The organism is Mycobacterium sp. IDUB_19 (assembly GCF_055419445.1).
Window position 1 is genome coordinate 12,111 of the sequence record NZ_JBVAXR010000016.1, and the last position, 26,858, is coordinate 38,968.

The window sequence follows — 26,858 nt, forward strand, 5'->3', positions numbered from 1 at the left end:
ATCGAAGTTGAAGGTCGTTTTGGTGAAATCGCCTGGGCCGTCGGCGGCTATCGTGGGATTGTCCGGCGTCAATCGGGGGCAGTCGGGCGGCGGTTCGACTCCGCGATAGCAGTAATGTGTCCACGTGTCGAGCGCCGTCTTGGCGGCCTGGCTGCCCGCATCGTTGAGCGCAACCACCGGTTTGATGGTGGGCCGGTCGGTGGCGCCGCCGAGTGCATCGAGCAGCACCGGCTGAGCCTGCGCCGTGATGTCGACGAAGCGGTTTCTGGACGACACGGACAGTCCGCCCGGGAATACCGCGACCGGCGATACCCCGTCGGTCGCGACACCCCACAGCGCAACCGCTTTGAGCGACGCGTCGTTGCTTCCCGGTGTTCCGATGTCGACGGCCACGGTCGCGGTGTCGAGCTTCCATTCGTCGCCGTTGCGGTGCACGGCGACGCGGGCCTGCGACAGCGTCTGGCCGAACCTCGCGGAGAGCATCAGATACTGCACTTGCTGCGGGTCGTCGCCGGCGGGCACCGGGGCGGCGGTCGCGGTGATATCCGTGATGGGCGTCGCTGCGAGCTGGGCACGCAGCACGTCGCCTGTCGCGAATTGCGTTGTCGCGGGTGGGTTTGCGCTCAATGCGAGCGCGCCCGCCGCGTCGCCGCGAGCAAGCGCCTCGAGGTAATGCTGTCCGGCGAGCCGGGCCGCTTCTTGCTGCTGCGGGCCCGTCTGGGCCGCCGCGTGACCATGATCGGTCAGTCGAGGGATGGCAATGAGGGCGACGACAGCGGCAGCGGCGATCGCTGCCGTGAGCAATGCCGCGACCCGCACCCCGCGCCGACGCTGCTGGACACCATGCGGGATGCCGGCGGGCGGTGGGCCCGGCGCGGCCGGTCGTGGCGGCCCGGCCGGGACGTGCATCGGCGGCGGGTGCATCGGCATCGGCGGTGGTGGAGCGGGTCGAGTGAGCTCGGCGGGTGGCGCGTGGTGCAGCTGGCCGGCCAGGGCTGCGGCGAAGTCGCTGCAGCGATCGAAGCGTTCGGCCGGGTTTTTCGCCAGCGCCCGCGCGAAAACCGAATCAGCACTTGCCAAATCGGGCCGCTGTCGGCCGGGCAACGGAGGCGGCGCGGTCAGGTGAGCGCTGATCACCGCGACCGGGCTGGCGTTGGAAAACAACTTGGCGCCGGTCAACAAGTAGTAGGCGGTGGCGGCCAGTGCATATTGGTCGGCGCGCCCGTCGAGTGGGTGGCCTAACAACTGTTCGGGGGCACAGTAGTCGACAGTGCCGACCGTCGCGTTGGTCACCGTCAGGCCCGTGGTGTCATCGACAGGGCGCGCAATGCCGAAGTCGCTCAACATGATTCGTGGCGGACTACCGTCATCGGGCCGACTGATCATGATGTTGCCCGGTTTGACGTCTCGGTGCAGCAGGCCGCGGTGATGCGCATGGTCTAATGCCGCGCCCACGGCGGTCACAATCGCCACCACTTCGCCCGCCGGCATTCCGCCCGGGTACTGCTGGTCCATCAGCGCGCGGATGTCGGGCCCGTTGACGTAGTCCATGGCGATCCACAACTGGCCTTCGAACTCACCGCGGTCGTGTACTCCGACAATATGGGGATGCCATAGCCCGCCCGCCAGTTCGGCCTCCCGGTTGAATCGCAGCTGATAATCGGGATCCGCCGAGACATCAGTGCGCAAGATCTTCAGCGCCTCGAGGCGGGGCAACCGAGGGTGGCGTACCGCGTAGACCTCACCCATGCCACCAATTCCGAGCAACCGCACCACGGTGTAGCCCGCGAACCGCGCCCCCTCACCTAACGGCATGGGCAAATCCTAAAACTCGTCGCCGCCCCGCCATGGCCCATGCTGCGGACGATTACCCATTCCTCCGCGATTGCCACCAGGCCAGCAGCTCCGCGGTGGCGTCCTCGTCGGTCAACGGCCCGCGGTCCAGCCGCAGCTCTTTCAAGAACCGCCACGCCTCGCCGACCTGCGGCCCCGCCGGAATGTCGAGCAGCTCCATGATCCGGTTGCCGTCCAGATCGGGGCGCACCCGCGCCAGATCCTCCCGGGCGGCCAGCTCGGCGATGCGCGCCTCGAGGCGGTCGTAGTTGGCCTGCAGCCGGGCGGCCCGGCGCTTGTTGCGGGTCGTACAGTCGGCGCGCACCAGCTTGTGCAGCCGCGGTAGTAGTGGCCCGGCGTCGGTGACATAGCGGCGCACCGCGGAGTCGGTCCACTTTCCGTCGCCGTAGCCGTGGAACCGCAGATGCAGGTACACCAACTGGGAGATGTCGTCGACCATGTGTTTGGAGTACTTGAGCGCGCGCAGCCGCTTCCGGACCATCTTGGCGCCGACGACCTCATGGTGATGGAAGCTCACGCCGCCGTTCGGTTCGTGGCGTCTGGTGTCTGGCTTGCCGATGTCGTGCAGCAGCGCCGCCCAGCGCAGCACCAGATCGGGGCCGTCATCCTCCAGGGCAACGGCCTGGCGCAACACGGTCAGCGAGTGCTGGTAGACGTCCTTGTGCTGATGGTGTTCGTCGATGGCCATCTGCATGGCGCCGACCTCGGGCAGCACGATCTCACCCATTCCGCTCTCCACCAGCACGTCGATGCCGGCGACCGGGTCCGCGCCAAGCAGCAGCTTGTCCAGCTCGGCGGCCACCCGTTCGGCACTGATCCGGGCCAGCTGCGGGGCCATCTCCTCGATCGCCGTCCGCACCCGCGCGGCGACGGCGAAGCCGAGCTGCGAGACGAACCGCGCCGCGCGCAGCATCCGCAGCGGGTCGTCACCGAAGGACACCGAGGGCGCGGCCGGGGTGTCCAGCACACGTGCCCGCAGCGCCGCCAAACCGCCCAGGGGATCCAGGAATTCGCCCGCCCCGGCCGGCGTGATGCGCACGGCCATCGCGTTCACGGTGAAATCCCGGCGCACCAAGTCGTCGTCGAGCCGATCGCCGAACTTCACCTCCGGATTGCGCGACACCTGGTCATAGCGGTCCGCGCGGAACGTGGTGATCTCCAGCCGGTAGTCGTCCTTGCCGACGCCGACCGTGCCGAACTCGATCCCGGTATCCCAGACCGCGTCGGCCCACCCCCGCACGATCTGCTGCACCTGCTCGGGGCGCGCGTCGGTGGTGAAGTCCAGATCCCGGCTCGGCCGGCCCAACAATGCGTCGCGCACCGGACCCCCGACGAGATACAGCCCGTGCCCGGCGGCCTCGAACAAGGACCCCAGTCCGCGCAGCACCACGGCGTGACGATTCAGGGCGACCGCAGCCGAAGCCAGCAGCTCTACATCGTCGGCGGCTTGGGACACGTTCGATGAGCGTAGTCGCGTTGCTCCGGCGGCGACGCGGGCCGTCGCCGCGCCCGCACCAGCGGCGAGTATGTCCGGAAGACCAGCTCGTGCCAGCTACTATCGCTTGGGTGTCGGATGGCGAGCAAGCCAAACCACGTCGACGCCGGGGGCGCCGTCGGGGTCGTGGCGGTGTCGGTGCGTCCGAGAACGATGCCGATGCCAAAGTGACCGCCAACTCGGCGGCGGGCAACAGGCGCCGACCGCGCGCACCGCGGCGGGTGCCGGAGCGGCTGCGTACCGTGCACGAAACTTCCGCGGGTGGGCTGGTCATCGACGGCATCGACGGCCCGCGCGACGCCCAGGTCGCTGCCCTGATCGGGCGCATCGACCGGCGCGGACGGATGCTGTGGTCGCTGCCCAAAGGGCACATCGAACTCGGCGAGACAGCCGAGCAGACCGCCATTCGCGAGGTGGCCGAGGAGACTGGAATTCGCGGCAGCGTGCTGGCTGCGCTGGGGCGCATCGACTATTGGTTCGTCACCGACGGCCGGCGGGTGCACAAGACGGTGCACCACTATTTGATGCGCTTCTCCAGCGGCGAGCTCTCCGACGAGGACCTCGAAGTCGCCGAGGTGGCGTGGGTGCCGATGCAGGAGCTGCCGTCCCGGCTGGCCTACGCCGACGAACGTCGCCTCGCCGAGGTCGCCAACGAATTGATCGGAAAGCTGCAGAGCGACGGTCCCGCCTCGCTGCCGCCGTTGCCGCCCAGCGCGCCGCGGCGAAACCCGCAGACACATTCCCGAACCCGCCATTCCGACAAACCTCCCGGTCGTAAGAACGGTCACGGGCCGGGGCCGTGACCGCACCGCGACTCTGCCGAGCCGGCTTGTTGCGCCTTGCCGTCGTGGTCGGCATCGTGGCCGGTTTTGCGGTGGTGCTCACCGGGACTGTCGGCATGCCTCGCGCAGCGGCCGACGAGCCCGGAGCGACGCCGTTTCTCCGCGTCCGCATCGACCAGGTGACGCCGGATGTCGTAACCACGACGAGCCCGCCGGTCGTCACGGTCAGCGGAATGGTGACCAACATCGGTGACCGCCCGGTCCGCGACGTGATGGTCCGACTCGAACACGCCGCCGCGGTCAACGCGTCCGCCGTCCTGCGCACCTCGTTGGACGGCGCCACGGACCAGTACCAGGCGGCCGCCGATTTCCTCACGGTGGCCCCCGAACTGCAGCGTGGGCAAGAAGTCGGCTTCACCCTGTCGGCGCCGCTGCGCTCGTTGGCCAAGCCGTCGTTGGGCTTCGACCAGCCGGGGATTTACCCCGTCCTGGTCAATGTCAACGGAACACCCGACTACGGCGCCCCCGCGCGGCTCGACAATGCGCGGTTCCTGCTGCCCGTGATCGGGGTGCCGCCGGACCGCGCCGATGCCCTGGAATCCGCGGTCGCGCCCGACACTTCGAAACCCGTGTGGATCACCATGCTCTGGCCGCTGGCCGACCGGCCCCGGTTGGCCCCGGGACAACCGGGCGGCACCATCCCGGTCCGGCTGGTCGACGACGACCTGGCCACCTCGTTGGCCACCGGCGGCCGTCTGGACATCCTGCTGTCCGCGGCCGAGGTTGCGACCAGCCATGACGTCGATCCCGACGGCGCGGTGGGGCGGGCACTGTGCCTGGCCGTTGACCCGGACCTGTTGGTCACCGTCAACGCGATGACGGCCGGCTACGTCGTGTCCAACTCCCCCGGCGGTCCCGCGCAACAGCCGGGCACCCCGACCCACCCGGGCACCGGGCAGACCGCAGCAACCGGCTGGCTGAACCGGTTACGCGCGCTGGGCAAGCGCACCTGCGTCGCGCCGCTGCCCTATGCGCAAGCCGACCTGGGCGCCTTGCAACGCGTCAACGATCCGGGGCTCAGCGCGATCGCCACCACCAGCGTCGGCGACATCGTCGACCACATCCTCGACGTCTCCTCCACCCGCGGTGCCACGCTGCTGCCGGACGGCCCGTTGACGGGCGGCGCGGTCGACCTGCTCAGCGCCAACAACAGCACGGTCGCGGTCGCAGCCGGCGACGTGGGTGCCCCGGACTCGCAGGGGTCGTCCGGGCCGGGCGTTGACACCGCACCCCGGCGGCTGTCCCCGCAGGTGGTGGTAGCGCCCTTCGATCCGGCCGTCGGGGCCGCACTGGCCGGGGCGGGCAACAGCCCCAGCGTCCCCACATATCTGGACCCTTCACTGACGGTTCGGCTCGCGCACGACTCGAACACGGCGCGGCGTCAGGACGCCCTGGGCTCGATGTTCTGGCATGCGCTGGATCGAGACGCGCCGCCGCGCACGCAAATCCTGGTCCCGCCGGCGACGTGGAACCTGCAGGCCGACGACGCGCAGGTCATCCTGACGGCGCTGGCCACCACCATCCGCTCCGGTTTGGGGGTGCCCCGACCGCTCGCGGCGGTGATCGCCGAAGCCTCGGCCCGCACCGAACCGCCGGAGCCGCTGGGCGGTTCCGGGCCGGAACGGGGCCGCTTTGGCGAGAGCGTCACCGCCGACATCAACGGCCAAGTCGGCCGGCTCTGGAAACTGACGTCGGCGTTGAGCACCGACGAGCGCACCGGCCTGACCGGCGTTCAGTACACCGCGCCGCTGCGCGAAGACATGCTGCGCTCGCTGAGCCAATCGGAACCGCCCGACACCCGCAACGGCCTGGCCCAACAGCGGCTTGCGGTCGTCGGTAACACGATCAACGACTTGTTCGGCGCGGTGACGATCGTCAACCCGGGCGGCTCCTACACCCTGGCCACCGAACACAGTCCCCTGCCGTTAGCCCTGCACAACGGCCTGGCCGTGCCGATCAAGGTCCGCGTGCAGGTCGACGCCCCGCCGGGGATGACGGTGACCGACGTCGGGCAGATCGAACTGCCGCCCGGCTACCTGCCGCTGCGGGTACCGATCGAAGTGAACTTCACCCAACGGGTGGCCATCGACGTCACGCTGCGGACCCCGGACGGCACCCGGTTGGGCGAACCGGTGCGCATGTCGGTGCACTCCAACGCCTACGGCAAGGTGCTGTTCGCGATCACCCTGACCGCGGCGGCGGTGCTGGTGCTGCTCGCCGGGCGCCGGCTGTGGCACCGGTTCCGCGGCCAGCCCGACCGCGCCGACCTCGACCGCCCCGATCCGCCGCACCGCCATCCCGCCGATCCTGGGCATGAGGTCGGCGATCGCGTCGACGAAGAGCACCGAGTATGAAACCCGCCTACCGGCGGTCCCATCACCAGCAACCGCCGCAGCAATCACAACCGCCACGGCCACAGCGACCGCCCGGGCCGCCGCCGCCGGGCCGGATTCCGCCGCCGACGGGGCTGATCCCCTCGGGGCCCCCGGGCCCTGACCTGCCCCCGCGGCGGGTGGAACTGTCCGACGCCGCGCTGGTATCGCGGTCGTGGGCGATGGCGTTCGCGACGCTGGTCAGCCGGATCACCGGCTTCGCCCGGATCGTGCTGCTGGCCGCGATTCTGGGTGCGGCGCTGTCCAGCGCCTTCTCGGTGGCCAACCAGCTGCCGAACCTGGTTGCCGCGCTGGTGCTGGAAGCGACCTTCACCGCGATTTTCGTGCCGGTGCTGGCACGCGCCGAGCAGAGCGACCCCGACGGCGGCGCCGCGTTCGTCCGGCGCCTGGTCACCGTGACCAGCACGCTGCTGGTATTCGCCACCGTGGTGTCGGTGGTGGCTGCGCCGATGCTGGTCCGGTTGATGCTGGGCCGCAGCCCGCAGGTCAACGAGCCGCTGACCACCGCGTTCGCCTACCTGCTGCTGCCGCAGGTGCTCGCCTACGGCCTCACGTCGGTGTTCATGGCAATCCTGAACACCCGCAACGTATTCGGGCCGACGGCGTGGGCTCCGGTCGTCAACAACGTCGTCGCGCTGGTGACCCTCGGGGTCTATCTGGCCGTCCCCGGGGAGCTTTCGGTCGATCCCGTCCGGATGGGCAACGCCAAGCTGCTGGTGCTCGGCATCGGCACCACGTTGGGCGTGTACGCACAGACCGCGATACTGCTGATCGCCCTGCGCCGCGAGCGCATCAGCCTGCGCCCGCTGTGGGGAATCGACAAGCGGCTCAAGCGGTTCGGCGCAATGGCCGCCGCGATGGTGCTCTATGTGCTGATCAGCCAGCTCGGCCTGGTGGTGGGAAACCAAATCGCCAGTACCGCAGCGGCTTCCGGCCCCGCGATTTATAACTACACCTGGCTGGTGCTGATGCTGCCGTTCGGCATGATCGGCGTGACGGTGCTGACCGTGGTGATGCCGCGGCTGAGCCGCAACGCGGCGGCCAACGACACCGAGGCCGTGCTCGCCGACCTGTCGCTGGCCACCCGGCTGACGTTGATCACGCTGATTCCGATCGTGGCGTTCATGACCGTCGGCGGCCCCGCGATCGGTAGCGCGTTGTTCGCCTACGGCCACTTCGGCGGGGTCGACGCCGGGTACCTGGGCGCCGCGATCGCGTTGTCGGCGTTCACATTGCTCCCCTACGGTCTGGTGCTCTTGCAGCTGCGTGTGTTCTACGCACGGGAGCAGCCCTGGACGCCGATCGTGATCATCCTCGTCATCACGGCCGTCAAGATCGCGGGCTCGGTGCTGGCGCCCCACGTCGCCCACGACCCGCAACTGGTGGCCGGGTTTCTCGGGCTGGCCAACGGGCTCGGGTTCCTGACCGGCGCGCTCGTCGGCTACTACCTGCTGCGGCGCGCCTTGCTGCCGGCCGGCGGCCAGCTGGTCGGGCTCGCGGAGATACGCACTGTCCTGGTGACGGTCGTCGCGTCGATGCTCGCCGGCCTGATCGCCCACGTGGTCGACCGGCTGCTGGGGCTGGCCGCGCTGACCGCGCACGGCGGCGCCGCCGGTTCGCTGCTGAGACTGTTGGTGCTGGCGTGCATCATGCTGCCGATCATGGTGACGGTCATGGTGCGCGCGCAGGTCCCCGAGGCGGTGGCGGCGATGGCAGCAGTCCGGCGCCGCATCGGCCGGGGCGGCGCCGGACTGAGCGCGGCGCCGGGATCCCACCCGGCGGCTATCGCACGGGGATCGTCTCACCGGGGCGCTGTCACGTACCCTGAGCAGAGGAATTCGTCCCCGCCAGGGGTTAATGCGGTCCAGGATCCGATCCAGCGCAGGCCTCCGGATCGAGCGGGCGACGCCCAGCTAGCGAAAGGACCGGAGGTGACCGACCGCCCCTTGGAGAGCGCCGCATCCGGCCCTGGGTCCAGTTTGGGATCAGGCGGTGACCTACCGCGGCCGTCCGCCGACGACTTCCAGCCTGACATTCCGGCCGAACGGAAGCCCGAATCGCCGGGACCACCCCCCTTTGAGCAGCGCAACGGCGGTTTCGCCGGCGAGCCCGATCGCGGATCGATCCCATTCGAGGCTCCCCGCGAGCGTGCTGCGGAATCATCGGGCGACGATGTGCACCTGGTCCCCGGCGCCCGCATCGCGGGTGGCCGCTATCGGCTGCTGGTTTTCCACGGCGGCGCGCCGCCGTTGCAGTTCTGGCAGGCACTCGACACCGCCCTGGACCGCCAGGTGTCACTCACCTTCGTCGACCCGGACGGGGCCCTGCCCGAGGACGTGCTGCAGGAGATCCTGTCCCGCACGCTGCGGCTCAGCCGGATCGACAAGCCCGGCATCGCGCGCGTGCTCGACGTCGTCCGCTCCGACCACGGCGGCCTGGTCGTCGCGGAGTGGATTCGCGGCGGCTCGCTCCAAGAGGTGGCCGACACCGCCCCCTCACCCGTTGGCGCCGTGCGGGCCATGCAGTCGCTTGCCGCTGCCGCCGACACCGCCCACCGCGCCGGGGTCGCCCTGTCGATCGATCACCCCAGTCGGGTTCGGGTCAGCATCGAAGGCGACGTCGTGCTCGCCTACCCGGCGACCATGCCCGACGCCAACCCAGAGGACGACATCCGCGGCATCGGCGCCTCGCTGTATGCCCTGCTGGTCAACCGGTGGCCGCTGCCGGAGTTCGGGGTGCGCAGCGGGCTCGCGCCGGCTGACCGGGACGGGTCCGGCCTGCCCGTCGAACCCAACTCCATCGATCGCGACATCCCCTTCCAAATCTCCGCGGTTGCCGTGCGTGCGGTACAGGAAGACGGCGGAATCCGCAGTGCGTCAACGCTTTTGAACCTCCTGCAACAAGCCACCGCAGTAGCCGACCGCACCGAGGTGCTGGGCCCGATCGACGACTCGCCGCCGCCTCCGACCCCACGCACGACGGGCGAGGAGCACTCGGCGTTCGTGCGCCGACGCCGCAACCTGATGATCGGCGGCGCCGCGGCACTCGCGGTCATCGTGGTCGCGTTGCTGGTGCTGGCCTCGATCGTGAGCAAGATCTTCGGCAACGTCGGCGGCGGCCTGAACAAGGACGAGCTCGGACTCAACGGCCCGGGTTCCTCGAGCTCGTCGTCGGCGTCGGCGAATCCCGCGCCGGCGGGCAGCATCGTCAAACCCACTCGGGCCACGGTCTTCTCCCCCGACGGGGATCCAGACAACGCGAGTACGGCCGGGCAGGCCATCGATGGCGACCCCTCGACCGCTTGGGCGACCGAGGTTTACACCGATGCCGTCCCGTTCCCCAGTTTCAAGCAGGGCGAAGGGTTGGTACTGCAGCTGCCGAAACCCACCGTGGTCGGCCAGGTCACCATCGACACGCCCAGCACCGGCACCAAGGTCGAGATTCGCTCGGCGTCCACGGCCTCGCCCTCGAAGCTGGACGACACCACCGTGCTGGCTCCGGCATTCACGCTCAAACCCGGCCACAACGTCATCCCGGTCAAGGCCGGCTCGCCGACGTCGAACCTGTTGATCTGGATCTCCACGTTGGGGACCACCAACGGCAAGAGCCAGGCCGGTTTGTCCGAGATCACCGTTCGAGCCGCATCCTGAGACTCACAACCACGCCGACGAGTGAAGTGCCGCACGACACCCCATTGGTTAGTGTCCGGCCGTGGGCATCGGCGGGTACATCCAGCAGGAACGCAGTGACGCCGAGCTGCTGGCCGCACACGTCGCCGGCGACCGCGACGCCTTCGGCGAGTTGTTCGGACGCCATCGACGCCAGCTGCACCGCCTGGCCCGGCTGACCACCCGCAGTCCCGAGGACGCGGAAGACGCGCTGCAGGATGCCATGCTGTCGGCGCACCGGGGCGCCGGCACTTTTCGGTACGACGCCGCGGTCGGCAGCTGGCTGCACCGGATCGTGGTCAACGCCTGCCTGGATCGGCTGCGGCGCACCAAATCCCACCGGACCGCACCGCTCGAGGACGTCTACCCGGTGGCTGATCGCACCGCGCAGGTGGAGACCGCCATGTTGGTGCAACACGCACTGATGCGGCTGCCCTTAGAGCAGCGCGCCACGATTGTCGCGGTCGACATGCAGGGCTACTCGATCGCCGACACCGCCGCGCTGCTCGGCGTCGCCGAGGGCACGGTCAAGAGCCGATGCGCCCGTGCCCGGGTGCGGCTCGCCCAGCTGCTCGGCTATCTGGATGCCGGCGCCCACACCACACCCGACCACCCCGCCGGTCAGCGTTGACGCCGCTCGTGCGGACCGGGCGTGACCGTCGATCGGGGCATGACGGACACTGGGGCGGATGGGCGATGCGGAAAACCAACCGGCGGACGACGATCTGGATCAGCGGAATGCGGGAGCAGTCCCGCCGCCGACGGTCGAAGCGCTCGCCGACCTCCAGGCCGGTCTGCTTGACGACGACGCCGCCGCCCGGCTGCGCCGGCAAGTTCGCGAAGACCCGGCTGCCGCAGGGATCCTGCAAGCCTTGAACCAGGTGCGCCGCGACGTCGCGGGCGCCGGCGCCGATCCGGAATCAGCGCCCGAACCACCCGCCGACGTGACCGCCCGGATCTCCGAGGCGCTGCGGGCGGCGGGTCCGGAGGGCTCGCCGAGCGTGGCCACCCACTCCGCACGCCCGCGCATCCGCCCCACCCGCGTTGCCGCCGGTGCGGCCGGGGTCTGCGCGGTGCTCGCCGCGATCGGCTTCGGCACCGCCGCACTGCTCAACGCCCCCGCACCGACACCGAGCACACCAACGACCGCCGAGCACATCACGGTGTCGACGCCGCCCATGGCGATCCCGCTGTCGGCGGCCGAAATCATCGGCCTGCTCGGCCGTGCTCCCGATTACGGCCCGCTCGGTGACCCGTCCCGGCGCGCGTCCTGTCTCGGCGGTCTCGGCTATCCCGCGTCCACGCAGGTGCTCGGCGCGCGGCCGATCGAGATCAATGCCCGCCCCGGTGTGCTGCTGGTACTCCCCGCCGATACCGCGGCCGACCTGGCGGTCTTTGCGGTGGCGCTGAACTGCAGTGCCGCCGACACCGGGCTGTTAGCCAGCACCCAAGTCCCGCGGCCTTAAGGTGGTGCCACGTGTTTCGCGACACCACCGGGAACACCCACGCCTACGCTGGCGTTCGACACGATTGAAGAAATCTGTATCTGAAAGGCTCGTATGACCGACTCCGCTCATGACACAGTCCACGACGTCATCGTCATCGGTTCCGGTCCGGCCGGGTACACGGCAGCCCTCTACACGGCGCGCGCACAGCTGGCACCGCTGGTCTTCGAAGGGACGTCGTTCGGTGGTGCGCTGATGACCACGACCGAGGTGGAGAACTACCCCGGCTTCCGCGACGGCATCACCGGCCCGGAACTGATGGACCAGATGCGCGAGCAGGCGCTGCGTTTCGGGGCGGACCTGCGGATGGAAGACGTCGAGTCGGTTTCGCTGGACGGCCCGATCAAGTCGGTCGTCACGGCCGACGGGGAGACCTTCAAGGCTCGGGCCGTCATCTTGGCCATGGGTGCCGCGGCACGTTATCTGCAGGTGCCCGGCGAGCAGGAGTTGCTGGGCCGTGGGGTGAGCGCATGTGCCACCTGCGACGGGTTCTTCTTCCGCGACCAGGACATCGCCGTGATCGGCGGCGGTGACTCCGCGATGGAAGAGGCGACGTTCCTGACCCGGTTTGCCCGTAGCGTGACCCTTGTGCACCGCCGCGACGAGTTCAGGGCGTCGAAGATCATGCTCAACCGCGCGCGCACCAACGACAAGATCAAATTCATGACCAACCAGACCGTGGTCGCGGTGGACGGCGAGTCAACGGTGACCGGATTGCGGTTGCGCGACAACGTAACTGGCGAAGAAATCACGCTGCCGGTGACAGGTGTCTTCGTCGCGATCGGTCACGAACCGCGATCGGCCCTGGTGCGCGACGCCATCGACCTCGACGCGGAAGGCTACGTGCTCGTCAAGGGGCGCACCACAAGCACCACGCTGGAGGGCGTCTTCGCGTCCGGTGATCTGGTCGACCACACGTACCGCCAAGCGGTCACCGCCGCGGGCAGTGGCTGTGCCGCCGCCATTGACGCCGAGCGCTGGCTGGCGGATCAGGAAGATTCGGAAGCCGCCGGCACAAAGACGGCGACTGGTAATGCGGACAATACTGATTTGATTGGAGCACCACGATGAGCGATGCCGAAAAGGCCGGGGCCACAAAGGAAGTCTCTGACGCGTCCTTCTCCGCGGACGTGTTGTCCAGCGATAAGCCTGTGCTGGTTGACTTCTGGGCGACGTGGTGCGGACCATGCAAGATGGTCGCGCCCGTTCTCGAGGAGATCGCGGCCGAGCGATCGGATCAACTGACCGTCGCCAAGCTCGACGTCGACGCAAACCCGGAGACGGCGCGCGACTTCCAGGTGGTGTCGATCCCCACGATGATCCTGTTCAAAGACGGCCAGCCGGTGAAGCGGATCGTCGGCGCGAAGGGCAAGGCGGCGCTGTTGCGTGAGCTTTCCGACGCGGTTCCCAACCTCGCCTGACCGCATCTGCTTTGCGGCAATGCCCCGCCGTTTAGCCTGGGGTTTTCCCGAAATTGAGCAGGATCTGCGACAATACCGGTTAACTGTAGTGCGGTTGTGAGCCTGTCAGTTTGTCCCGGAGGGCCCTTGGTATGTCGAGTCCGCGCCGCGAAAACGGCGACGCTCTGCGCTGTGGTGACCGCAGCGCAGCTGTGACCGAGATCCGTGCCTCGCTGGCTGCACTAGGGCTTCTCGACAACGCCGAAGAAGATTTGACCACGGGCCGCCATGTGGCGCTCGAGGTCTTCGATGCCCAGCTCGACCAGGCGGTCCGCGCCTTTCAGCAGCATCGTGGCCTGCTCGTGGACGGCATCGTCGGCGAGGCCACCTACCGGGCGCTCAAAGAGGCGTCCTACCGACTCGGCGCGCGCACCCTCTACCACCAATTCGGCGCACCTCTCTACGGTGACGACGTCGCGACGTTACAGGCCCGGCTCCAAGACCTCGGTTTCTACACGGGACTGGTCGACGGACATTTCGGACTGCAGACCCACAGCGCCTTGATGTCGTACCAGCGCGAGTACGGGATGTCCGCCGACGGCATCTGCGGCCCGGAAACCTTGCGCTCCTTGTACTTTCTGAGTTCGCGGGTCAGCGGTGGCTCGCCTCATGCAATTCGCGAAGAAGAATTGGTCCGTCGGTCGGGCCCGCGGCTTTCGGGCAAGCGGATCATCATCGATCCGGGTCGGGGCGGCGACGACCACGGTTTGATCGCACACGGCCCGGCCGGTCCGGTCAGCGAAGCAGACATCTTGTGGGACTTGGCCAGCCGGCTTGAGGGCCGGATGACCGCCATCGGCATGGAAACGTTTCTGTCCCGGCCGACCAACCGCAGTCCCTCGGATGCCGAGCGTGCCGCGACCGCCAACAACGTGGGCGCGGACCTGATGATCAGCCTGCGCTGCGAAGCTCAGGTCGGCCCTTCGGCCAACGGGGTAGCCTCGTTCCACTTCGGCAACTCGCACGGTTCGGTGTCGACGATCGGTCGAAATCTCGCCGACTTCATCCAACGAGAAGTGGTGGCCCGCACCGGATTACGGGATTGCCGGACGCACGGCCGTACTTGGGACCTGCTGCGGCTGACGCGGATGCCCACCGTCCAGGTCGACGTCGGCTACATCACCAATCCGGGTGATCGGGACATGCTGCTCTCCACCCAATCGCGCGATGCCATCGCCGAAGGTATCCTCGCCGCGGTCAAGCGGCTCTACCTGCTGGGCAAGAACGACCGGCCCACGGGAACGTTCACGTTCGCCGAGCTGCTTGCACACGAATTGTCGGTTGAGCGGACGACCCGGCTCGGCGGTACTTAACCGTCCTGCTTGTTCTGCAACGTATTTCCCACGGTGGACCCGGCGCCGACGGGCTGCTGCAGCTGGGCGTTCGCCAGCAGGCGCTCCAAAGCGGCCTCCACTTCGGCTTTCCACCCCAGCCCCTTGTCCAGCTCGAGTCGTAGCCGCGGGAAGTACGGATGTGGTGCCACGACAACGAATCCGACATCCTTCAAAAATTCCGCGTCGATGATGCAGCGCTCCACCGAGCAGTCACCGAGGGACTCCAGCACCGGCCGAACGTCGGGGTCGGCGAGCTGCGGATCCAACAACTCCGAAGCCGCCGGTGTGCGGCCGAACGCTTCCAGCGCCCGGACCCCACGGCGCATCAATTCGTCGATCACCCGGGCCAGCAGGCTGTGCGGCAAGTCGTCGGCGGCATGCCCCAGTTCGATACCCATCGACGTCAGCAGCACCGCGTCCGGAGACACCGGCGCGGTAGGAAACCGGTGCGCCCGCGGTACCGCTCCCGGCGGGGCGTACAAGACGTAGCCCAGGCATGGCGGATCGGTGTGGCTTTGCTCGTCGGGCATCGCGGTCGCGACCTGACCGCACGAACCCCACTCCAGCATGACCATCGAGAGCCACGCCTCTTTCTCGAATTCGGGGTCGGCAAGATGGCCCTGGTCGCCAAGCGTCGCGGGATCTACCTCCCAGAAGACGCAGCGGCGCGCGTGCTTGGGAAGTTGCTCGAAGGCTTCGAGCCGCAGGGGCGTGATTCGAGCAGACACTAGCCTCCTGGCTTCCGTGCGTATCGCAGCCCATTGCGCCAAGCCCGGCTGTCCCAGGCTGACGTGCACCACCAACCCCTCCAGGATAGGAGAGTTTGCCGTTTTCGGGCCAGTGTTGGCCCGACCACGCCGAGGAGGCGGCCGAAACGCCCCGGCACGCGGGGTGACCGGTTTGCCGAATGCCGAAAAGCCTTGATACACACCGGATCTCCGCGCTCCAGGGGGTCAGATGAGCGCCGGAAACCCGCGCTGTGTCACAGTGACGTAATTACGCGGTATGGCTGGTCATGCCTTTGGCGGGGCCATGGTGTCGATAATCCGCTGGAGATCCTCCACCGAGGCGAACTCCACCACGATCCTCCCCTTGCGCTTGCCCAGGCTGACCGTCACCCGGGTATCGAAGGCGTTCGACAGCCGCTCGGCAACGTCTTGCAGGCCCGGCATCTGGATCGGCTTGCGGCGCTGCGGTGCCGGCGTCGCAGCGTCGCCACGGTTGGCCAGTGTCACGGCCTCCTCGGTGGCGCGCACCGACAGACCCTCGGCGACGATCCGGCTCGCCAACTCTTCCTGCGCCGCGGGGCCCGACTCCAGCGACAGCAACGCGCGGGCATGTCCGGCGGACAGCACCCCCGCGGCCACTCTGCGCTGTACCGCGATCGGCAGTTTCAGCAACCGGATCATGTTGGTGATCAGCGGCCGCGAGCGCCCGATCCTCGAGGCCAGTTCGTCGTGGGTGACGCCGAACTCGTCGAGCAACTGCTGGTATGCCGCCGCTTCTTCCAACGGGTTCAGCTGTGCCCGGTGGATGTTCTCGAGTAAGGCGTCGCGCAGCAGGTTGTCGTCGGTCGTCTCCCGCACGATCGCCGGGAGGGTGGCCAGCTCCGCGGCCTGGGCAGCCCGCCAGCGCCGCTCCCCCATCACAATCTGGTAGCGCGCACCGCCCGGTGCCGGTGTTACCGCTCGCACCACGATCGGTTGCAACAATCCGAATTCGCGGATCGAGTGCACCAACTCGGCCAGTGCCTCGTCGTCGAACACCTGGCGCGGCTGGCGCGGGTTGGGCTCGATGTCGGCCGGTGAGATCTCGCGGTACACCGCACCCATCGCGGATACGCTCGGCGCCGACCCACCGATCAGGACGTCGGCGGCCGCATCGCCCATCCGCGGGCCCAGGGTTGCCGGTCCCGAGTCACCCTCGGCGGGGCCGGTCGGGATCAGCGAAGCCAGGCCTCGGCCGAGGCCGCCCTTCTTGCGTAGTGGCTGCGTCATTGTCGTCCCTTCACGGATGGTGATTAGTCACGCTGCGCGAGTTCGCGACTCGCGTCGAGATAGCTCATCGCCCCGCGCGATCCGGGGTCGTAGTCGATGATTGTCATGCTGTAGCCCGGGGCCTCCGAGACCTTCACGCTGCGCGGGATCACGGTCCGCAGCACCTTGTCGCCGAAGTAGCGGCGAACCTCCTCGGCCACCTGGTCGGCAAGCTTGGTTCGTCCGTCATACATCGTGAGGATCACCGTCGTGACATCGAGCTGGGGGTTGAGATGCGCCTTCACCATCTCGATGTTGCGCATCAGCTGTGACACACCTTCCAGCGCGTAGTACTCGCACTGGATCGGGATCATTACTTCTGGCGCGGCGACGAGCGCGTTGATGGTCAGCAGACCCAGCGACGGCGGGCAGTCCACGAATACATAGTCGAAGTCGAAGTCCTGCAGCTCGGCCAAAGCGGTACGCAATCGATTCTCGCGCGCGACCATGCTGACCAATTCGATCTCGGCGCCGGCCAGATCGATGGTCGAGGGCACGCAGAACAGCCGCTCGCTGTGCGGGCTGCGCCGCAGCGCCGACTGCAACGAGACCTCGCCGAGCAGCACCTCATACGACGAGGGCGTCCCCGCTTGCCGATCGGTGATACCGAGGGCCGTGCTCGCATTGCCCTGGGGATCGAGATCGATGACGAGGGTCTTGAGTCCCTGGACCGCCAGTGCGGCGGCAAGGTTGACCGCGGTGGTCGTCTTACCGACGCCGCCCTTCTGGTTGGCAACCGTGAAGACCCGGCGGTGGCGGGGCCGGGGCAGGGGCGGGTACGTGGTGTGCAGCACCCGCATGGCGCGTTCTGCCGCGGCGCCGATCGGGGTGTCGTATTCGTTCGATGTTTCACGTGAAACATCCGCGGTGGTTTCGCTTGGCGCCTCGTCCGCGAGGGGTACCGACTCGTCCGGCGCCAGCGGCGGTGCGATGGGCGCCCCCGCCGAGTACGGGCGCTGCGCGCCTGGACCCGAGCCGCCGGACTGATCCCGGGCAGAGCTCATCGCTTTCTCCTCTCCGCCCTCGGTGCCGACCCACGACGCGACCGCGCTGCGCGCTGCGCTACCACCACGGTTGCGGGCGGACGCAAATAGCTCGCGCCACATGTCACCACCCTGACATCTACTGCATTCAACGCTGCCATCCCACGCCGGTGCTCTTCGACTTCATCGGGAGCACGCTCCCCCTTGATCGCGATCATCCGTCCGCCCGGCCGTAGCAACGGCATGCTCCACTTCGTCAACTTGTCCAACGCTGCAACCGCTCGCGACACCGCGGCATCTCGTTCGCCGAACCGCTCGCGTACCCAAGGCTCTTCGGCGCGGCCGCGGACCACTTCGATGGTTAACCCTAGTTCCGCGACGACCTCTTTGAGAAACTCGCTGCGGCGCAATAACGGCTCGAGGAGCGCGACCTCCAGATCGGGCCGTGCGATCGCCAACGGTATCCCCGGCAACCCCGCCCCGCTCCCGATATCGACGACTCGTTCGCCGTGTTCGAGAAGTTCGGCAACCGCTGCACTATTTAATAGGTGGCGGTCCCAGATGCGGTCCACTTCGCGGGGACCCAGAAGTCCGCGCTCCACTCCGGCCGTTGCGAGCGCCTCCGCATACCGCTCCGCGACGTCGAGGCGTGGCCCGAATACCTCGACCGCCGCCATGGGTGCCGGGCCGGGGCCCACGGTGCCGGGCGCTTCCGCCTCGTCGAAACCCCCGACATGTTTCACGTGAAACATTCCTCCGGTCTTCGGACCTACAGGGCGGGGCGAACTACACCGATGTAACCCGGTCCTGGCTAGTCGTGCAGGACGACAACGCGGCGGGACGGTTCGACGCCCTCGCTCTCGCTGTGCACCCCGTCCACCGCCGCGACGGCATCGTGGACGATCTTCCGCTCGAACGGGGTCATCGGCTTGAGCTCTTCGCGCTCGCCGCTCTCCAGCACGCGCCGCGCGACCTTGTCGCCCAACGCGGCAAGCTCCTCGCGACGGCGCCGGCGCCAACTCGCGATGTCGAGCATGAGCCGGCTACGGACGCCGGTCTTTTGATGGACCGCCAACCGGGTGAGCTCTTGGAGCGCGTCGAGCACTTCGCCGCCACGGCCGACCAACTTGGCCAAGTCGTCGCTGCCGTCGATGCTGACGATGGCCCGGTTGCCTTCGACGTCCAGATCGATATCGCCGTCGAAGTCCAACAGATCCAATAGCTCTTCCAGGTAGTCGCCGGCGATCTCCCCTTCAGCGACCAGCCGCTCCTCCTGGTCCTCACCTTCGGGCGCCCCGGCCTCTGGCGTCGCGGTGTCCTCGGCTTCATCCTCGACCGCCACTGGGGTATCCAAGTCGCGTTCGGTGGTGTCAGCGTCCGTCATTTCTTCTCCCTCATCCATGGGTCCGTCCCTGTCTCATTCGGGTCACTCTCCGGAGACGGCCCGGTAAAGCTGTGGCGCTGTTGTCAGCGCTTCCGTTTCTTCGGTCGAGCCCCGGGTCTGGGTGTGCGGGTACCCGGACCATTCGTGTCGCCGGTCATGTCCGGCTTGTCCGGTGCGCCGTCTTCCGCCGCGCCGCCGTCCGCGTCCGTCTTCGGCTCGGTGTCATCGTCGGCCGTCGACGAGCCGTTGCCACTCGCCGGCGTTGCCTTGCGCTTCGGCTTGGCGCCCGGTTGCGGCGCATTGGCCGCGCGCCGCTGAAGCACTTCCTGCTTCTTGGCCTCGTCCTCTTTCTCGATCATGTTGAACACGTAGTGCTGCTGACCGAAAGTCCAAATGTTGTTCGAGAACCAGTACAAGATGATGGCCACCGGAAGGAAGGGGCCACCGACAACCACTCCCAGCGGAAAGACATACAGCGCAAGCTTGTTCATCATGGCCGTCTGAGGATTGGCGGCGGCCTCCGCGCTCTGCCGGGCGACCGATGCTCGGCTGTTGAAGTAGGTGGCGATGCCCGCCAGGATCATCACCGGCGCGCCGACCGCGATCACCGCGGGGCGGCTGAAATCGATGAAGGCATCCAGACCGGTGCGCTGTGTCATGGACGCACCGATCGGCGCGCCGAACAGGTTCGCGTCCAGGAAGTGTCCGACGTCGGTCGGGCTGAACATGTAGTTGCCCGTCAACCGGTTTTGGATGACCGACATCTGTGGTTGCCCGAAGCCGCCCGTCGTGCGGTTGAACGAACGCAACACGTGATAGAGCCCGAGGAACACCGGGATCTGGGCGAGCATCGGCAAGCAGCCCAGGATCGGGTTGAACCCGTGCTCGCGTTGCAGCTTCTGCATCTCGAGCGCCATCCGCTGACGGTCCTTGCCGTACTTCTTCTGCAGCGCCTTGATCTGTGGTTGCAGTTCTTGCATCTGCCGGGTGGTACGGATCTGGCGCACGAACGGCTTGTAGAGCAGCGCACGCAAGGTGAACACGAGGAACATCACCGACAGGGCCCACGCGAAAAAGTTTGAGGGTCCCAGCAGCGCACCGAACAGCTTGTACCAAACCCACATGATCCACGACACCGGGTAGTAGACGAAGTCCAGGCTGAATACATCAAACAAAAGATTCACTCTCCCCTCGCGGCGCCGGGGTCTCCCCGCCGCCGCTGGTGTCTTCGAAGTTCAACCGGCAACCCTGGTGTTCGGGGGCGCGATCCGGTACCGGATCCCATCCTCCCCGATGCCATGGTCCACACTTGGCGAGCCTGACTGCCGCCAGCCAGCTCCCCCGAATCAAGCCGTACTCGGTGAGCGCATCCACGGCGTACTGACTGCACGTCGGCATAAAGCGACATGTCGCCGGCCGCAGCGGTGAGACCATGTGGCGGTACAGCTGGATTAGAAAAATCAGTCCTCGCGCGACGGTCCTGCCCGCGCCACCCACTCTCGCGCGCGCCGGCGCCGTCACACTCAACGGTCCGCTCCCGCTCGTTCGAAGGCGCGCCGCAGACCTTTGCGTAGCTCCTGCTCCAACCAGGCGGACGACACCCGCCGGCTGCTGGGCAACGCCCGGATGACCACCTGGTCGCCTTCATGAAGATCCGCGAGCATGCCCCGCACGGCGTGGCGGAGACGTCGTGAGACCCGATGCCGGTCAACGGCCGAGCCCACTGATTTGGCGACGATCAACCCCACCCGCGGACCCTGGCCCACTTCGGAAGCGTTTCCCCGGCGCACATGTACAACGAGATCGGGCTGCGCCGTACGCATCCCGTGTTTCACTGTCGCATCGAATTCCCGTGACCGTCTCATGCGGTTGCGCGCGGGAAGCACCGCCAACAAGCCTGTCGGTCAGATCAGGCAGATATCGCGCGGCGGCCCTTGCGGCGGCGGCCCGACACAATGGCACGCCCGGCACGGGTACGCATACGCAAACGGAAGCCGTGCACACGGGCTCGGCGCCGGTTGTTCGGCTGGAAGGTCCGCTTCCCCTTGGCCACGGCGTTCTCCTCGTTCTGTCTCGCTAGAAGCTTTCCCAGCCATCCGGCCGTTCACGTTTGGCTCAGCTAAATTGCTTCGTGATTCGGTCGCAAACTGTTCCTGCTACTGGCCGGCGCGGTCCCCGGGGGCATAATTCCTGGGTCGCAGCCGTATCGCCGACTTTCGGGCGACTGTCTGAGGCTACTGACGAGCGTTCGCTGGGTCAAACCTGGCCTGCCCCAACGGACCCAATGGCACCCAAGATGAAATCTTTGGCTGTCGATGGCGCCGACCAGCACGACTTCATCGTCAAGTTGCAACACGCCCCAGCAGACCCTAAATAACCTGACTGGAATGCAGCAGAACTGTTGGCAGCCGCACGGAAAACTGTTAGCTTCGGGCAATGCCGTTTCAGACTGGAGCGGCGCTCGACAACGAAGCATGATGGCGGATCTACTAGCTGTGCAGGCGACCTAGCCGGGATTGTCTCCAGTCCGCAGATCGCGAGCCGTCGCCGGTAGGTTGCGGCCCGCATACGCCTATCCTGTCCACACCTGTGTATAACTATGTGGACAGTTGCTTTGTCGGCAAGCGTGTTTGCACCTCGAAGTCGGACCAGGGAGATGCGTCGTTGACCGATGACTCCGGTTCGGGTTTCACAACAGTGTGGAATGCGGTCGTCTCTGAACTCAACGGTGACTCCGACGACGATGGTGCGAGCAGTAGTCGTACGACTCTCGTCAATCCGCTGACTCCTCAGCAGCGAGCATGGCTCAACCTCGTGCAGCCACTCACCATCGTCGAGGGCTTCGCCTTGTTATCGGTGCCGAGCAGCTTTGTGCAAAACGAGATCGAACGCCACCTGCGCACCCCAATCACCGATGCGCTGAGCCGCCGGCTCGGACAACAGGTCCAACTCGGGGTGCGGATCGCTCCGCCTTCCGACGACACCGATGATTCCGCGTTCCCGCAGGGGGACAGCTTCACCGAGGACATCGACGTAGAAGCGTCAAGTGACGTCGACGAGACCGACGAAAACGGTGAAGTCCTCGGCGCCGAGCACAGTTGGCCCAACTACTTCGCCGAACGCCCACACAGCACCGACGCGGCCGCGGCCGCCGGCGGAACGAGCCTCAACCGGCGCTACACCTTCGAGACTTTCGTCATCGGTGCCTCCAATCGCTTCGCGCACGCCGCGGCCCTGGCGATCGCCGAAGCACCGGCACGCGCCTACAACCCGCTCTTCATCTGGGGCGAGTCCGGGCTCGGCAAGACCCACTTGTTGCACGCCGCAGGCAATTACGCGCAGCGGCTGTTCCCCGGCATGCGCGTCAAGTACGTATCCACCGAGGAATTCACCAACGACTTCATCAACTCGCTTCGCGACGATCGCAAGGTCGCATTCAAGCGCAGCTATCGCGACGTCGACGTGCTGTTGGTCGATGACATTCAGTTCATCGAAGGCAAGGAAGGTATCCAGGAAGAGTTCTTCCACACCTTCAACACGTTGCACAACGCCAACAAGCAGATCGTCATCTCCTCTGACCGCCCACCCAAACAACTCGCCACTCTGGAAGACCGGCTGAGAACACGCTTCGAGTGGGGCCTGATCACCGATGTGCAGCCACCCGAACTGGAAACCCGCATCGCGATTCTGCGCAAGAAAGCACAGATGGAACGGCTCGCGGTACCCGACGACGTACTCGAGCTCATTGCCAGCAGCATCGAGCGCAACATCCGTGAGCTCGAAGGAGCTCTGATCCGGGTCACCGCGTTCGCCTCGCTGAACAAGACGCCGATCGACAAGTCGCTGGCCGAGATTGTGCTGCGCGACCTGATCGCCGATGCCAGCACGATGCAGATCAGTGCGGCGACCATCATGGCCGCCACCGCCGAATACTTCGACACCACGGTCGAGGAGTTACGGGGACCGGGTAAGACCCGAGCACTGGCTCAGTCGCGCCAGATCGCGATGTATCTCTGTCGCGAACTCACCGACCTGTCTCTCCCCAAGATCGGCCAGGCATTCGGCCGCGATCACACCACGGTCATGTACGCGCAGCGAAAGATCTTGTCCGAGATGGCCGAGCGGCGTGAGGTATTCGATCACGTCAAGGAACTCACCACTCGCATCCGTCAGCGCTCCAAGCGCTGATTCGGGCCACCGCGCGTCAAACTTTTTTCAAAAAACTTCTCGCACGTTTGTCACTCCAGCCACAGCCGATCGATGTGCGCAGCGTTGTGTACAAACGTGCCAAACAACAGTGCAGCGATCGCCCTTGAAGTGCACACCCCTCCCCCATCCCCAACGGGCCAACATCGGCTGCACAGTTACCAACCCTGTCATCCACAAGCCGATCGCTGCGCTAGCTGCGCCGAGAGAGACCTGTCCCCAGGATGCACAGGCCTTAATACTGGTACTGAGATCTCTCCATCGTTTCTTCTTTGAAGAACAGCCTTGGGGACACCTCGTTACACAGCGCACACGAAGCTCTCGATCACTCGGCTTGTCGGCCTTCGCGATTAGCTTTCAAGATGGCCGCAGAAGCTCTACGGTTGTGATTCGACTCCCGTTGTGGACGTCGTGGCGCAGTACCTGCCATCGGCGTTCGTTGCGGGGCCCCACGCTGGCGGGGCTGGAAGGCTAGCTGCCGGATTGGATCTTTGGGTAGGTGAAGGGACGCTATGGACGTGGCGACGACAACTGCTGGCCTCACTGATCTGAAGTTTCGCCTGGTCCGAGAATCTTTTGCCGAAGCGGTGTCGTGGGTTGCGAAGAACCTGCCGAGCCGGCCGGCCGTGCCGGTTCTTTCGGGAGTGCTGTTGACCGGTACCGATGAGGGCCTGACGATCTCGGGATTCGATTACGAGGTATCCGCCGAAGTACAGGTTGCAGCCGAAATAGCCTCTCCGGGAAGCGTTTTGGTGTCAGGACGGCTGTTATCCGACATCACCCGGGCGTTGCCGGACAAGCCGGTGGACTTTTACGTTGATGGCAATCGGGTCGCGTTGACCTGCGGAAGCGCAAAGTTCTCGTTACCGACGATGGCTGTTGAGGACTACCCGACGCTGCCGACATTGCCCGAAGAGACCGGGAGCTTGCCGTCGGATTTGTTCGCCGAGGCGATCGGGCAGGTCGCGATTGCCGCCGGCCGCGACGACACGCTGCCGATGCTGACCGGCATTCGGGTCGAGATCTCGGGTGAGAAGGTCGTTTTGGCCGCCACCGACAGGTTCCGTTTGGCAGTTCGCGAGCTGACGTGGTCGGCGCTGTCGCCCGACATCGAAGCGGCAGTGTTGGTCCCGGCCAAGACACTGGCTGAGGCGGCCAAAACCGGCACGGACGGTTCCGATGTTCGGTTGTCGTTGGGTGCCGGCACCGGAGTCGGAAAAGAGGGGCTGCTTGGTATCAGCGGCAACGGCAAACGCAGCACCACGCGGCTGCTGGATGCCGAGTTCCCCAAGTTTCGTCAGCTGTTGCCCGCCGAGCACACCGCGGTCGCAACCATCAACGTCGCTGAGTTGACTGAAGCCATCAAGCTGGTTGCGTTGGTAGCGGACCGGGGTGCGCAGGTACGCATGGAATTCGCGGACGGCATGTTGCGGCTGTCGGCCGGCGCCGACGATGTCGGCCGCGCGGAGGAAGAACTCGCCGTCGACTTCGCCGGTGAGCCGTTGACGATCGCGTTCAACCCGACTTACCTGACCGACGGACTCAGCTCGGTGAAGGCGGATCGCGTGTCGTTCGGTTTCACCACCGCGGGCAAGCCGGCATTGCTGCGCCCGGCGTTCGATGCGGATAGCCATCCGACGGGCACCGGTCCGTTCTCCGCGTTGCCCACGGATTACGTCTATCTGTTGATGCCAGTTCGGTTGCCCGGATAGGTGTACGTCCGGCATTTAGGGCTGCGCGACTTCCGGTCCTGGGCACACGCCGACCTCGAGCTCGAACCGGGCCGGACGGTGTTCGTCGGTCCCAACGGTTTTGGGAAGACGAATCTGGTTGAGGCACTGTGGTATTCGACCACCTTAGGCTCACACCGGGTCGGGACGGACGCTCCGTTGATTCGAGTGGGTGCCGATCGAGCAGTGGTTTCCACGATTGTGGTCAACGAGGGGCGGGAATGCGCGATCGATTTGGAGATTGCCGCGGGACGGGCGAACAAGGCTCGGCTGAACCGCTCGCCGGTGCGCAGCACGCGCGAGGTGATCGGTGTATTACGCGCCGTGCTCTTTGCTCCTGAGGACTTGGCCCTGGTCCGCGGGGATCCGGCAGATCGGCGCCGCTATCTCGACGAGTTGGCCACCGTGCGTCGCCCGGTGATCGCCGCGCTACGCGCGGACTACGACAAAGTGTTGCGGCAGCGCGGTGCGCTGCTGAAATCATTGGCCGGGTCGCGGCATCGAGGTGACCCAGGCGCGCTGGACACCCTTGACGTTTGGGACAGCCGATTGGCCGAGCTCGGCGCCGAATTGATGGCCGCCCGTATCGATTTGGTGAACCAGTTGGCGCCGGAAGTGGAAAAGGCCTACCAGTTGTTGGCGCCGGCCTCACGGCCGGCCGGGATCAACTACAAAACAAGCATCGACGGTTTAGGTACCGAAGGCGGGGACGACGCCGCGGGTGGGGACCGGGACTTTTTGGAAGCCGCGCTGCTGGCCGCGCTGGCGGCCCGGCGCAACGCCGAATTGGAACGCGGCGTGTGTCTCGTCGGCCCGCATCGCGACGACTTGGAGTTACGCCTCGGCGATCAACTTGCCAAAGGCTTTGCCAGCCATGGGGAATCCTGGTCTTTCGCGATCGCGCTGCGGCTGGCTGCGTATGAATTGCTCCGGGCGGACGGCAGCGAACCGGTGCTGTTGCTCGACGACGTGTTCGCCGAACTGGACGCAGCCCGCCGCAAGGCCCTGGCGGCCGTCGCCGAATCCGCGGAACAGGTGTTGGTAACCGCGGCGGTGCTGGAAGATATCCCCGCGGGCTGGGACGCTAGGCGGGTGCACATCAACTTGCAAGACGATGACACTGGACGAGTCTCGGTGCTGCAAGCATGACCGGCAGCCAAGACGAGCCACCCGCCGAACGCTCCGAACAACCAAGCGACCTCAGCGGTATCGACTTGGTGCGGCGCACCCTCGAGGAGGCCCGCGCAGCAGCGCGAGCGCAGGGCAAGGACGCGGGGCGTGGGCGCGGAAGCAATCCCGTTCCGCGTCGTGTTGCCGGGCGGCGGCGAAGCTGGTCGGGTCCGGGACCCGACGTGCGCGACCCACAACCGATGGGAAGGGTCGTCCGCGACCTTGCGAAGAAGCGCGGTTGGTCGGGGCGCGTCGCCGAGGGCACGGTACTCGGCCACTGGGCATCCGTGGTGGGCCATCAGATCGCCGATCACGCCACCCCGACCGCCCTCAACGAGGGGGTGCTCAGTGTGGCAGCCGAATCCACCGCTTGGGCCACGCAGTTGCGCATGGTCCAAGCGCAGCTGTTGGCCAAGATCGCCGCCGCGGTGGGCAACGGCGTAGTGACCTCCCTGAAGATCACCGGTCCGGCCGCCCCTTCCTGGCGGAAGGGGCCCCGGCACATCTCCGGTCGAGGCCCGCGCGACACGTACGGCTGACACAATTGGGTGGTTCATCGACACTGGCGACGTGCCGCCGACAAGGCGTAAAGGTACGACCTCTCAGATCCGCGAGAACGAAACGGACCCCCGTAACGCACGTCCGGACGCGGCGTCAATAAAGAAATTGAGCGCACGGCGCATCCAGATAGGTAGAAACGCGCCCAGAAAATCGGTGCCGACCCCCGATGACGGTAGAGTGAAGTGATGCGACTGCTGCGGTGACTGGAACCGCCCGCATGAAACCCCGAGGAGAGCA

General features: G+C 66.7%; 22 protein-coding genes and 1 pseudogene. 12 read left to right on the forward strand and 11 right to left on the reverse strand.

Going from position 1 to position 26,858, the window contains the following annotated elements; translation table 11 throughout:
• Nucleotides 1–936: 936 nt before the first annotated feature.
• Both ACZY0B_RS14720 and ACZY0B_RS14725 read right to left on the reverse strand, forming a co-directional pair.
• A pseudogene (locus ACZY0B_RS14720) lies at nucleotides 937–1,815 on the reverse strand (serine/threonine-protein kinase); the annotation flags it as partial.
• A gap of 52 nt (nucleotides 1,816–1,867) precedes the next feature.
• A complete protein-coding gene (locus tag ACZY0B_RS14725; RefSeq protein ID WP_463764866.1) occupies nucleotides 1,868–3,310 on the reverse strand; it encodes a CCA tRNA nucleotidyltransferase in 1,443 nt (480 codons plus the stop codon).
• Nucleotides 3,311–3,420: 110 nt separating this feature from the next.
• Here ACZY0B_RS14725 and ACZY0B_RS14730 point away from each other — a divergent pair, with 110 nt between their 5' ends.
• From ACZY0B_RS14730 to ACZY0B_RS14765, 8 genes are all read left to right on the forward strand, one after another.
• The gene (locus tag ACZY0B_RS14730) at nucleotides 3,421–4,152 is read left to right on the forward strand and encodes an NUDIX hydrolase (protein ID WP_463764867.1); all 732 of its coding nucleotides are present in this window, start codon (nucleotides 3,421–3,423) and stop codon (nucleotides 4,150–4,152) included.
• Nucleotides 4,149–6,545 (forward strand): DUF6049 family protein, encoded by a 2,397-nt coding sequence (locus tag ACZY0B_RS14735; protein ID WP_463764869.1) that lies wholly within the window; start codon nucleotides 4,149–4,151, stop codon nucleotides 6,543–6,545. Before ACZY0B_RS14730 ends, ACZY0B_RS14735 begins: the two co-directional genes overlap by 4 nt.
• Nucleotides 6,542–10,234, forward strand: coding sequence for a lipid II flippase MurJ (locus ACZY0B_RS14740; RefSeq protein ID WP_463764870.1), 3,693 nt, complete (start codon nucleotides 6,542–6,544; stop codon nucleotides 10,232–10,234). The genes ACZY0B_RS14735 and ACZY0B_RS14740 overlap by 4 nt, the downstream gene beginning before the upstream one ends.
• A 61-nt stretch (nucleotides 10,235–10,295) precedes the next feature.
• On the forward strand, nucleotides 10,296–10,883 hold the full coding sequence (gene sigM / locus ACZY0B_RS14745; protein WP_463764871.1) for an RNA polymerase sigma factor SigM: 588 nt from the start codon (nucleotides 10,296–10,298) through the stop codon (nucleotides 10,881–10,883).
• Nucleotides 10,884–10,941: 58 nt separating this feature from the next.
• The gene (locus ACZY0B_RS14750; protein ID WP_463764872.1) at nucleotides 10,942–11,718 is read left to right on the forward strand and encodes a hypothetical protein; all 777 of its coding nucleotides are present in this window, start codon (nucleotides 10,942–10,944) and stop codon (nucleotides 11,716–11,718) included.
• A gap of 93 nt (nucleotides 11,719–11,811) precedes the next feature.
• Nucleotides 11,812–12,828 (forward strand): thioredoxin-disulfide reductase, encoded by a 1,017-nt coding sequence (trxB, locus tag ACZY0B_RS14755; protein WP_463764873.1) that lies wholly within the window; start codon nucleotides 11,812–11,814, stop codon nucleotides 12,826–12,828.
• On the forward strand, nucleotides 12,825–13,178 hold the full coding sequence (gene trxA / locus ACZY0B_RS14760) for a thioredoxin (protein ID WP_463764874.1): 354 nt from the start codon (nucleotides 12,825–12,827) through the stop codon (nucleotides 13,176–13,178). The genes trxB and trxA overlap by 4 nt, the downstream gene beginning before the upstream one ends.
• 131 nt (nucleotides 13,179–13,309) lie before the next feature.
• A complete protein-coding gene (locus ACZY0B_RS14765; RefSeq protein ID WP_463764875.1) occupies nucleotides 13,310–14,530 on the forward strand; it encodes an N-acetylmuramoyl-L-alanine amidase in 1,221 nt (406 codons plus the stop codon).
• Here the strand turns inward: ACZY0B_RS14765 and ACZY0B_RS14770 are convergent.
• The 9 genes from ACZY0B_RS14770 to rpmH form a co-directional block, all read right to left on the reverse strand.
• Nucleotides 14,527–15,279: an acetyltransferase gene (locus ACZY0B_RS14770; protein ID WP_463764876.1), complete on the reverse strand. Its 753-nt coding sequence runs from the start codon at nucleotides 15,277–15,279 to the stop codon at nucleotides 14,527–14,529. The genes ACZY0B_RS14765 and ACZY0B_RS14770 overlap by 4 nt on opposite strands.
• 285 nt (nucleotides 15,280–15,564) lie before the next feature.
• A complete protein-coding gene (locus ACZY0B_RS14775) occupies nucleotides 15,565–16,548 on the reverse strand; it encodes a ParB/RepB/Spo0J family partition protein (protein WP_463764877.1) in 984 nt (327 codons plus the stop codon).
• Nucleotides 16,549–16,571: 23 nt separating this feature from the next.
• Nucleotides 16,572–17,591: a ParA family protein gene (locus tag ACZY0B_RS14780; RefSeq protein WP_463764878.1), complete on the reverse strand. Its 1,020-nt coding sequence runs from the start codon at nucleotides 17,589–17,591 to the stop codon at nucleotides 16,572–16,574.
• Nucleotides 17,588–18,322 carry a 16S rRNA (guanine(527)-N(7))-methyltransferase RsmG gene (gene rsmG, locus ACZY0B_RS14785; RefSeq protein WP_463764879.1) on the reverse strand — a complete coding sequence of 245 codons (735 nt, stop codon included), beginning with the start codon at nucleotides 18,320–18,322 and terminating at the stop codon, nucleotides 17,588–17,590. Before rsmG ends, ACZY0B_RS14780 begins: the two co-directional genes overlap by 4 nt.
• Nucleotides 18,323–18,381: 59 nt before the next feature.
• A complete protein-coding gene (locus tag ACZY0B_RS14790; protein WP_463764880.1) occupies nucleotides 18,382–18,954 on the reverse strand; it encodes a Jag family protein in 573 nt (190 codons plus the stop codon).
• 83 nt (nucleotides 18,955–19,037) lie between these two features.
• Entirely contained in the window at nucleotides 19,038–20,138 is a 1,101-nt protein-coding gene (yidC, locus tag ACZY0B_RS14795) for a membrane protein insertase YidC (RefSeq protein ID WP_463764881.1), read from the reverse strand.
• Nucleotides 20,122–20,475: a membrane protein insertion efficiency factor YidD gene (gene yidD, locus ACZY0B_RS14800; protein ID WP_463764952.1), complete on the reverse strand. Its 354-nt coding sequence runs from the start codon at nucleotides 20,473–20,475 to the stop codon at nucleotides 20,122–20,124. The genes yidC and yidD overlap by 17 nt, the downstream gene beginning before the upstream one ends.
• A 2-nt stretch (nucleotides 20,476–20,477) precedes the next feature.
• Nucleotides 20,478–20,840 carry a ribonuclease P protein component gene (gene rnpA / locus ACZY0B_RS14805; RefSeq protein WP_463764882.1) on the reverse strand — a complete coding sequence of 121 codons (363 nt, stop codon included), beginning with the start codon at nucleotides 20,838–20,840 and terminating at the stop codon, nucleotides 20,478–20,480.
• A gap of 23 nt (nucleotides 20,841–20,863) precedes the next feature.
• Nucleotides 20,864–21,007, reverse strand: coding sequence for a 50S ribosomal protein L34 (rpmH, locus tag ACZY0B_RS14810; RefSeq protein WP_463764883.1), 144 nt, complete (start codon nucleotides 21,005–21,007; stop codon nucleotides 20,864–20,866).
• Between the two features lie 611 nt (nucleotides 21,008–21,618).
• On the opposite strand from rpmH, the gene dnaA reads away from it, so the two are divergent.
• The 4 genes from dnaA (at nucleotide 21,619) to ACZY0B_RS14830 (ending at nucleotide 26,599) form a co-directional block, all read left to right on the forward strand.
• Entirely contained in the window at nucleotides 21,619–23,142 is a 1,524-nt protein-coding gene (gene dnaA, locus ACZY0B_RS14815; RefSeq protein WP_463764884.1) for a chromosomal replication initiator protein DnaA, read from the forward strand.
• Between the two features lie 530 nt (nucleotides 23,143–23,672).
• Complete coding sequence (gene dnaN, locus ACZY0B_RS14820) at nucleotides 23,673–24,872, forward strand: DNA polymerase III subunit beta (RefSeq protein ID WP_463764885.1); 1,200 nt, start codon at nucleotides 23,673–23,675, stop codon at nucleotides 24,870–24,872.
• On the forward strand, nucleotides 24,873–26,039 hold the full coding sequence (gene recF, locus ACZY0B_RS14825) for a DNA replication/repair protein RecF (protein ID WP_463764886.1): 1,167 nt from the start codon (nucleotides 24,873–24,875) through the stop codon (nucleotides 26,037–26,039). It abuts the gene before it with no gap.
• On the forward strand, nucleotides 26,036–26,599 hold the full coding sequence (locus ACZY0B_RS14830) for a DUF721 family protein (protein ID WP_463764887.1): 564 nt from the start codon (nucleotides 26,036–26,038) through the stop codon (nucleotides 26,597–26,599). The genes recF and ACZY0B_RS14830 overlap by 4 nt, the downstream gene beginning before the upstream one ends.
• Nucleotides 26,600–26,858 lie beyond the last annotated feature (259 nt).

What these genes read in the sequence shown, in the direction of transcription:
- ACZY0B_RS14740 (WP_463764870.1), top strand. Translation starts at nt 6,542, where the DNA reads ATGAAACCCGCCTACCGGCGGTCCCATCACCAGCAACCGCCGCAGCAA.
- ACZY0B_RS14750 (WP_463764872.1), top strand. Translation starts at nt 10,942, where the DNA reads ATGGGCGATGCGGAAAACCAACCGGCGGACGACGATCTGGATCAGCGG.
- trxB (WP_463764873.1), top strand. Translation starts at nt 11,812, where the DNA reads ATGACCGACTCCGCTCATGACACAGTCCACGACGTCATCGTCATCGGT.
- trxA (WP_463764874.1), top strand. Translation starts at nt 12,825, where the DNA reads ATGAGCGATGCCGAAAAGGCCGGGGCCACAAAGGAAGTCTCTGACGCG.
- ACZY0B_RS14765 (WP_463764875.1), top strand. Translation starts at nt 13,310, where the DNA reads ATGTCGAGTCCGCGCCGCGAAAACGGCGACGCTCTGCGCTGTGGTGAC.
- ACZY0B_RS14775 (WP_463764877.1), bottom strand. Translation starts at nt 16,548, where the DNA reads ATGACGCAGCCACTACGCAAGAAGGGCGGCCTCGGCCGAGGCCTGGCT.
- ACZY0B_RS14780 (WP_463764878.1), bottom strand. Translation starts at nt 17,591, where the DNA reads ATGAGCTCTGCCCGGGATCAGTCCGGCGGCTCGGGTCCAGGCGCGCAG.
- rsmG (WP_463764879.1), bottom strand. Translation starts at nt 18,322, where the DNA reads ATGTTTCACGTGAAACATGTCGGGGGTTTCGACGAGGCGGAAGCGCCC.
- ACZY0B_RS14790 (WP_463764880.1), bottom strand. Translation starts at nt 18,954, where the DNA reads ATGACGGACGCTGACACCACCGAACGCGACTTGGATACCCCAGTGGCG.
- dnaN (WP_463764885.1), top strand. Translation starts at nt 23,673, where the DNA reads ATGGACGTGGCGACGACAACTGCTGGCCTCACTGATCTGAAGTTTCGC.
- ACZY0B_RS14830 (WP_463764887.1), top strand. Translation starts at nt 26,036, where the DNA reads ATGACCGGCAGCCAAGACGAGCCACCCGCCGAACGCTCCGAACAACCA.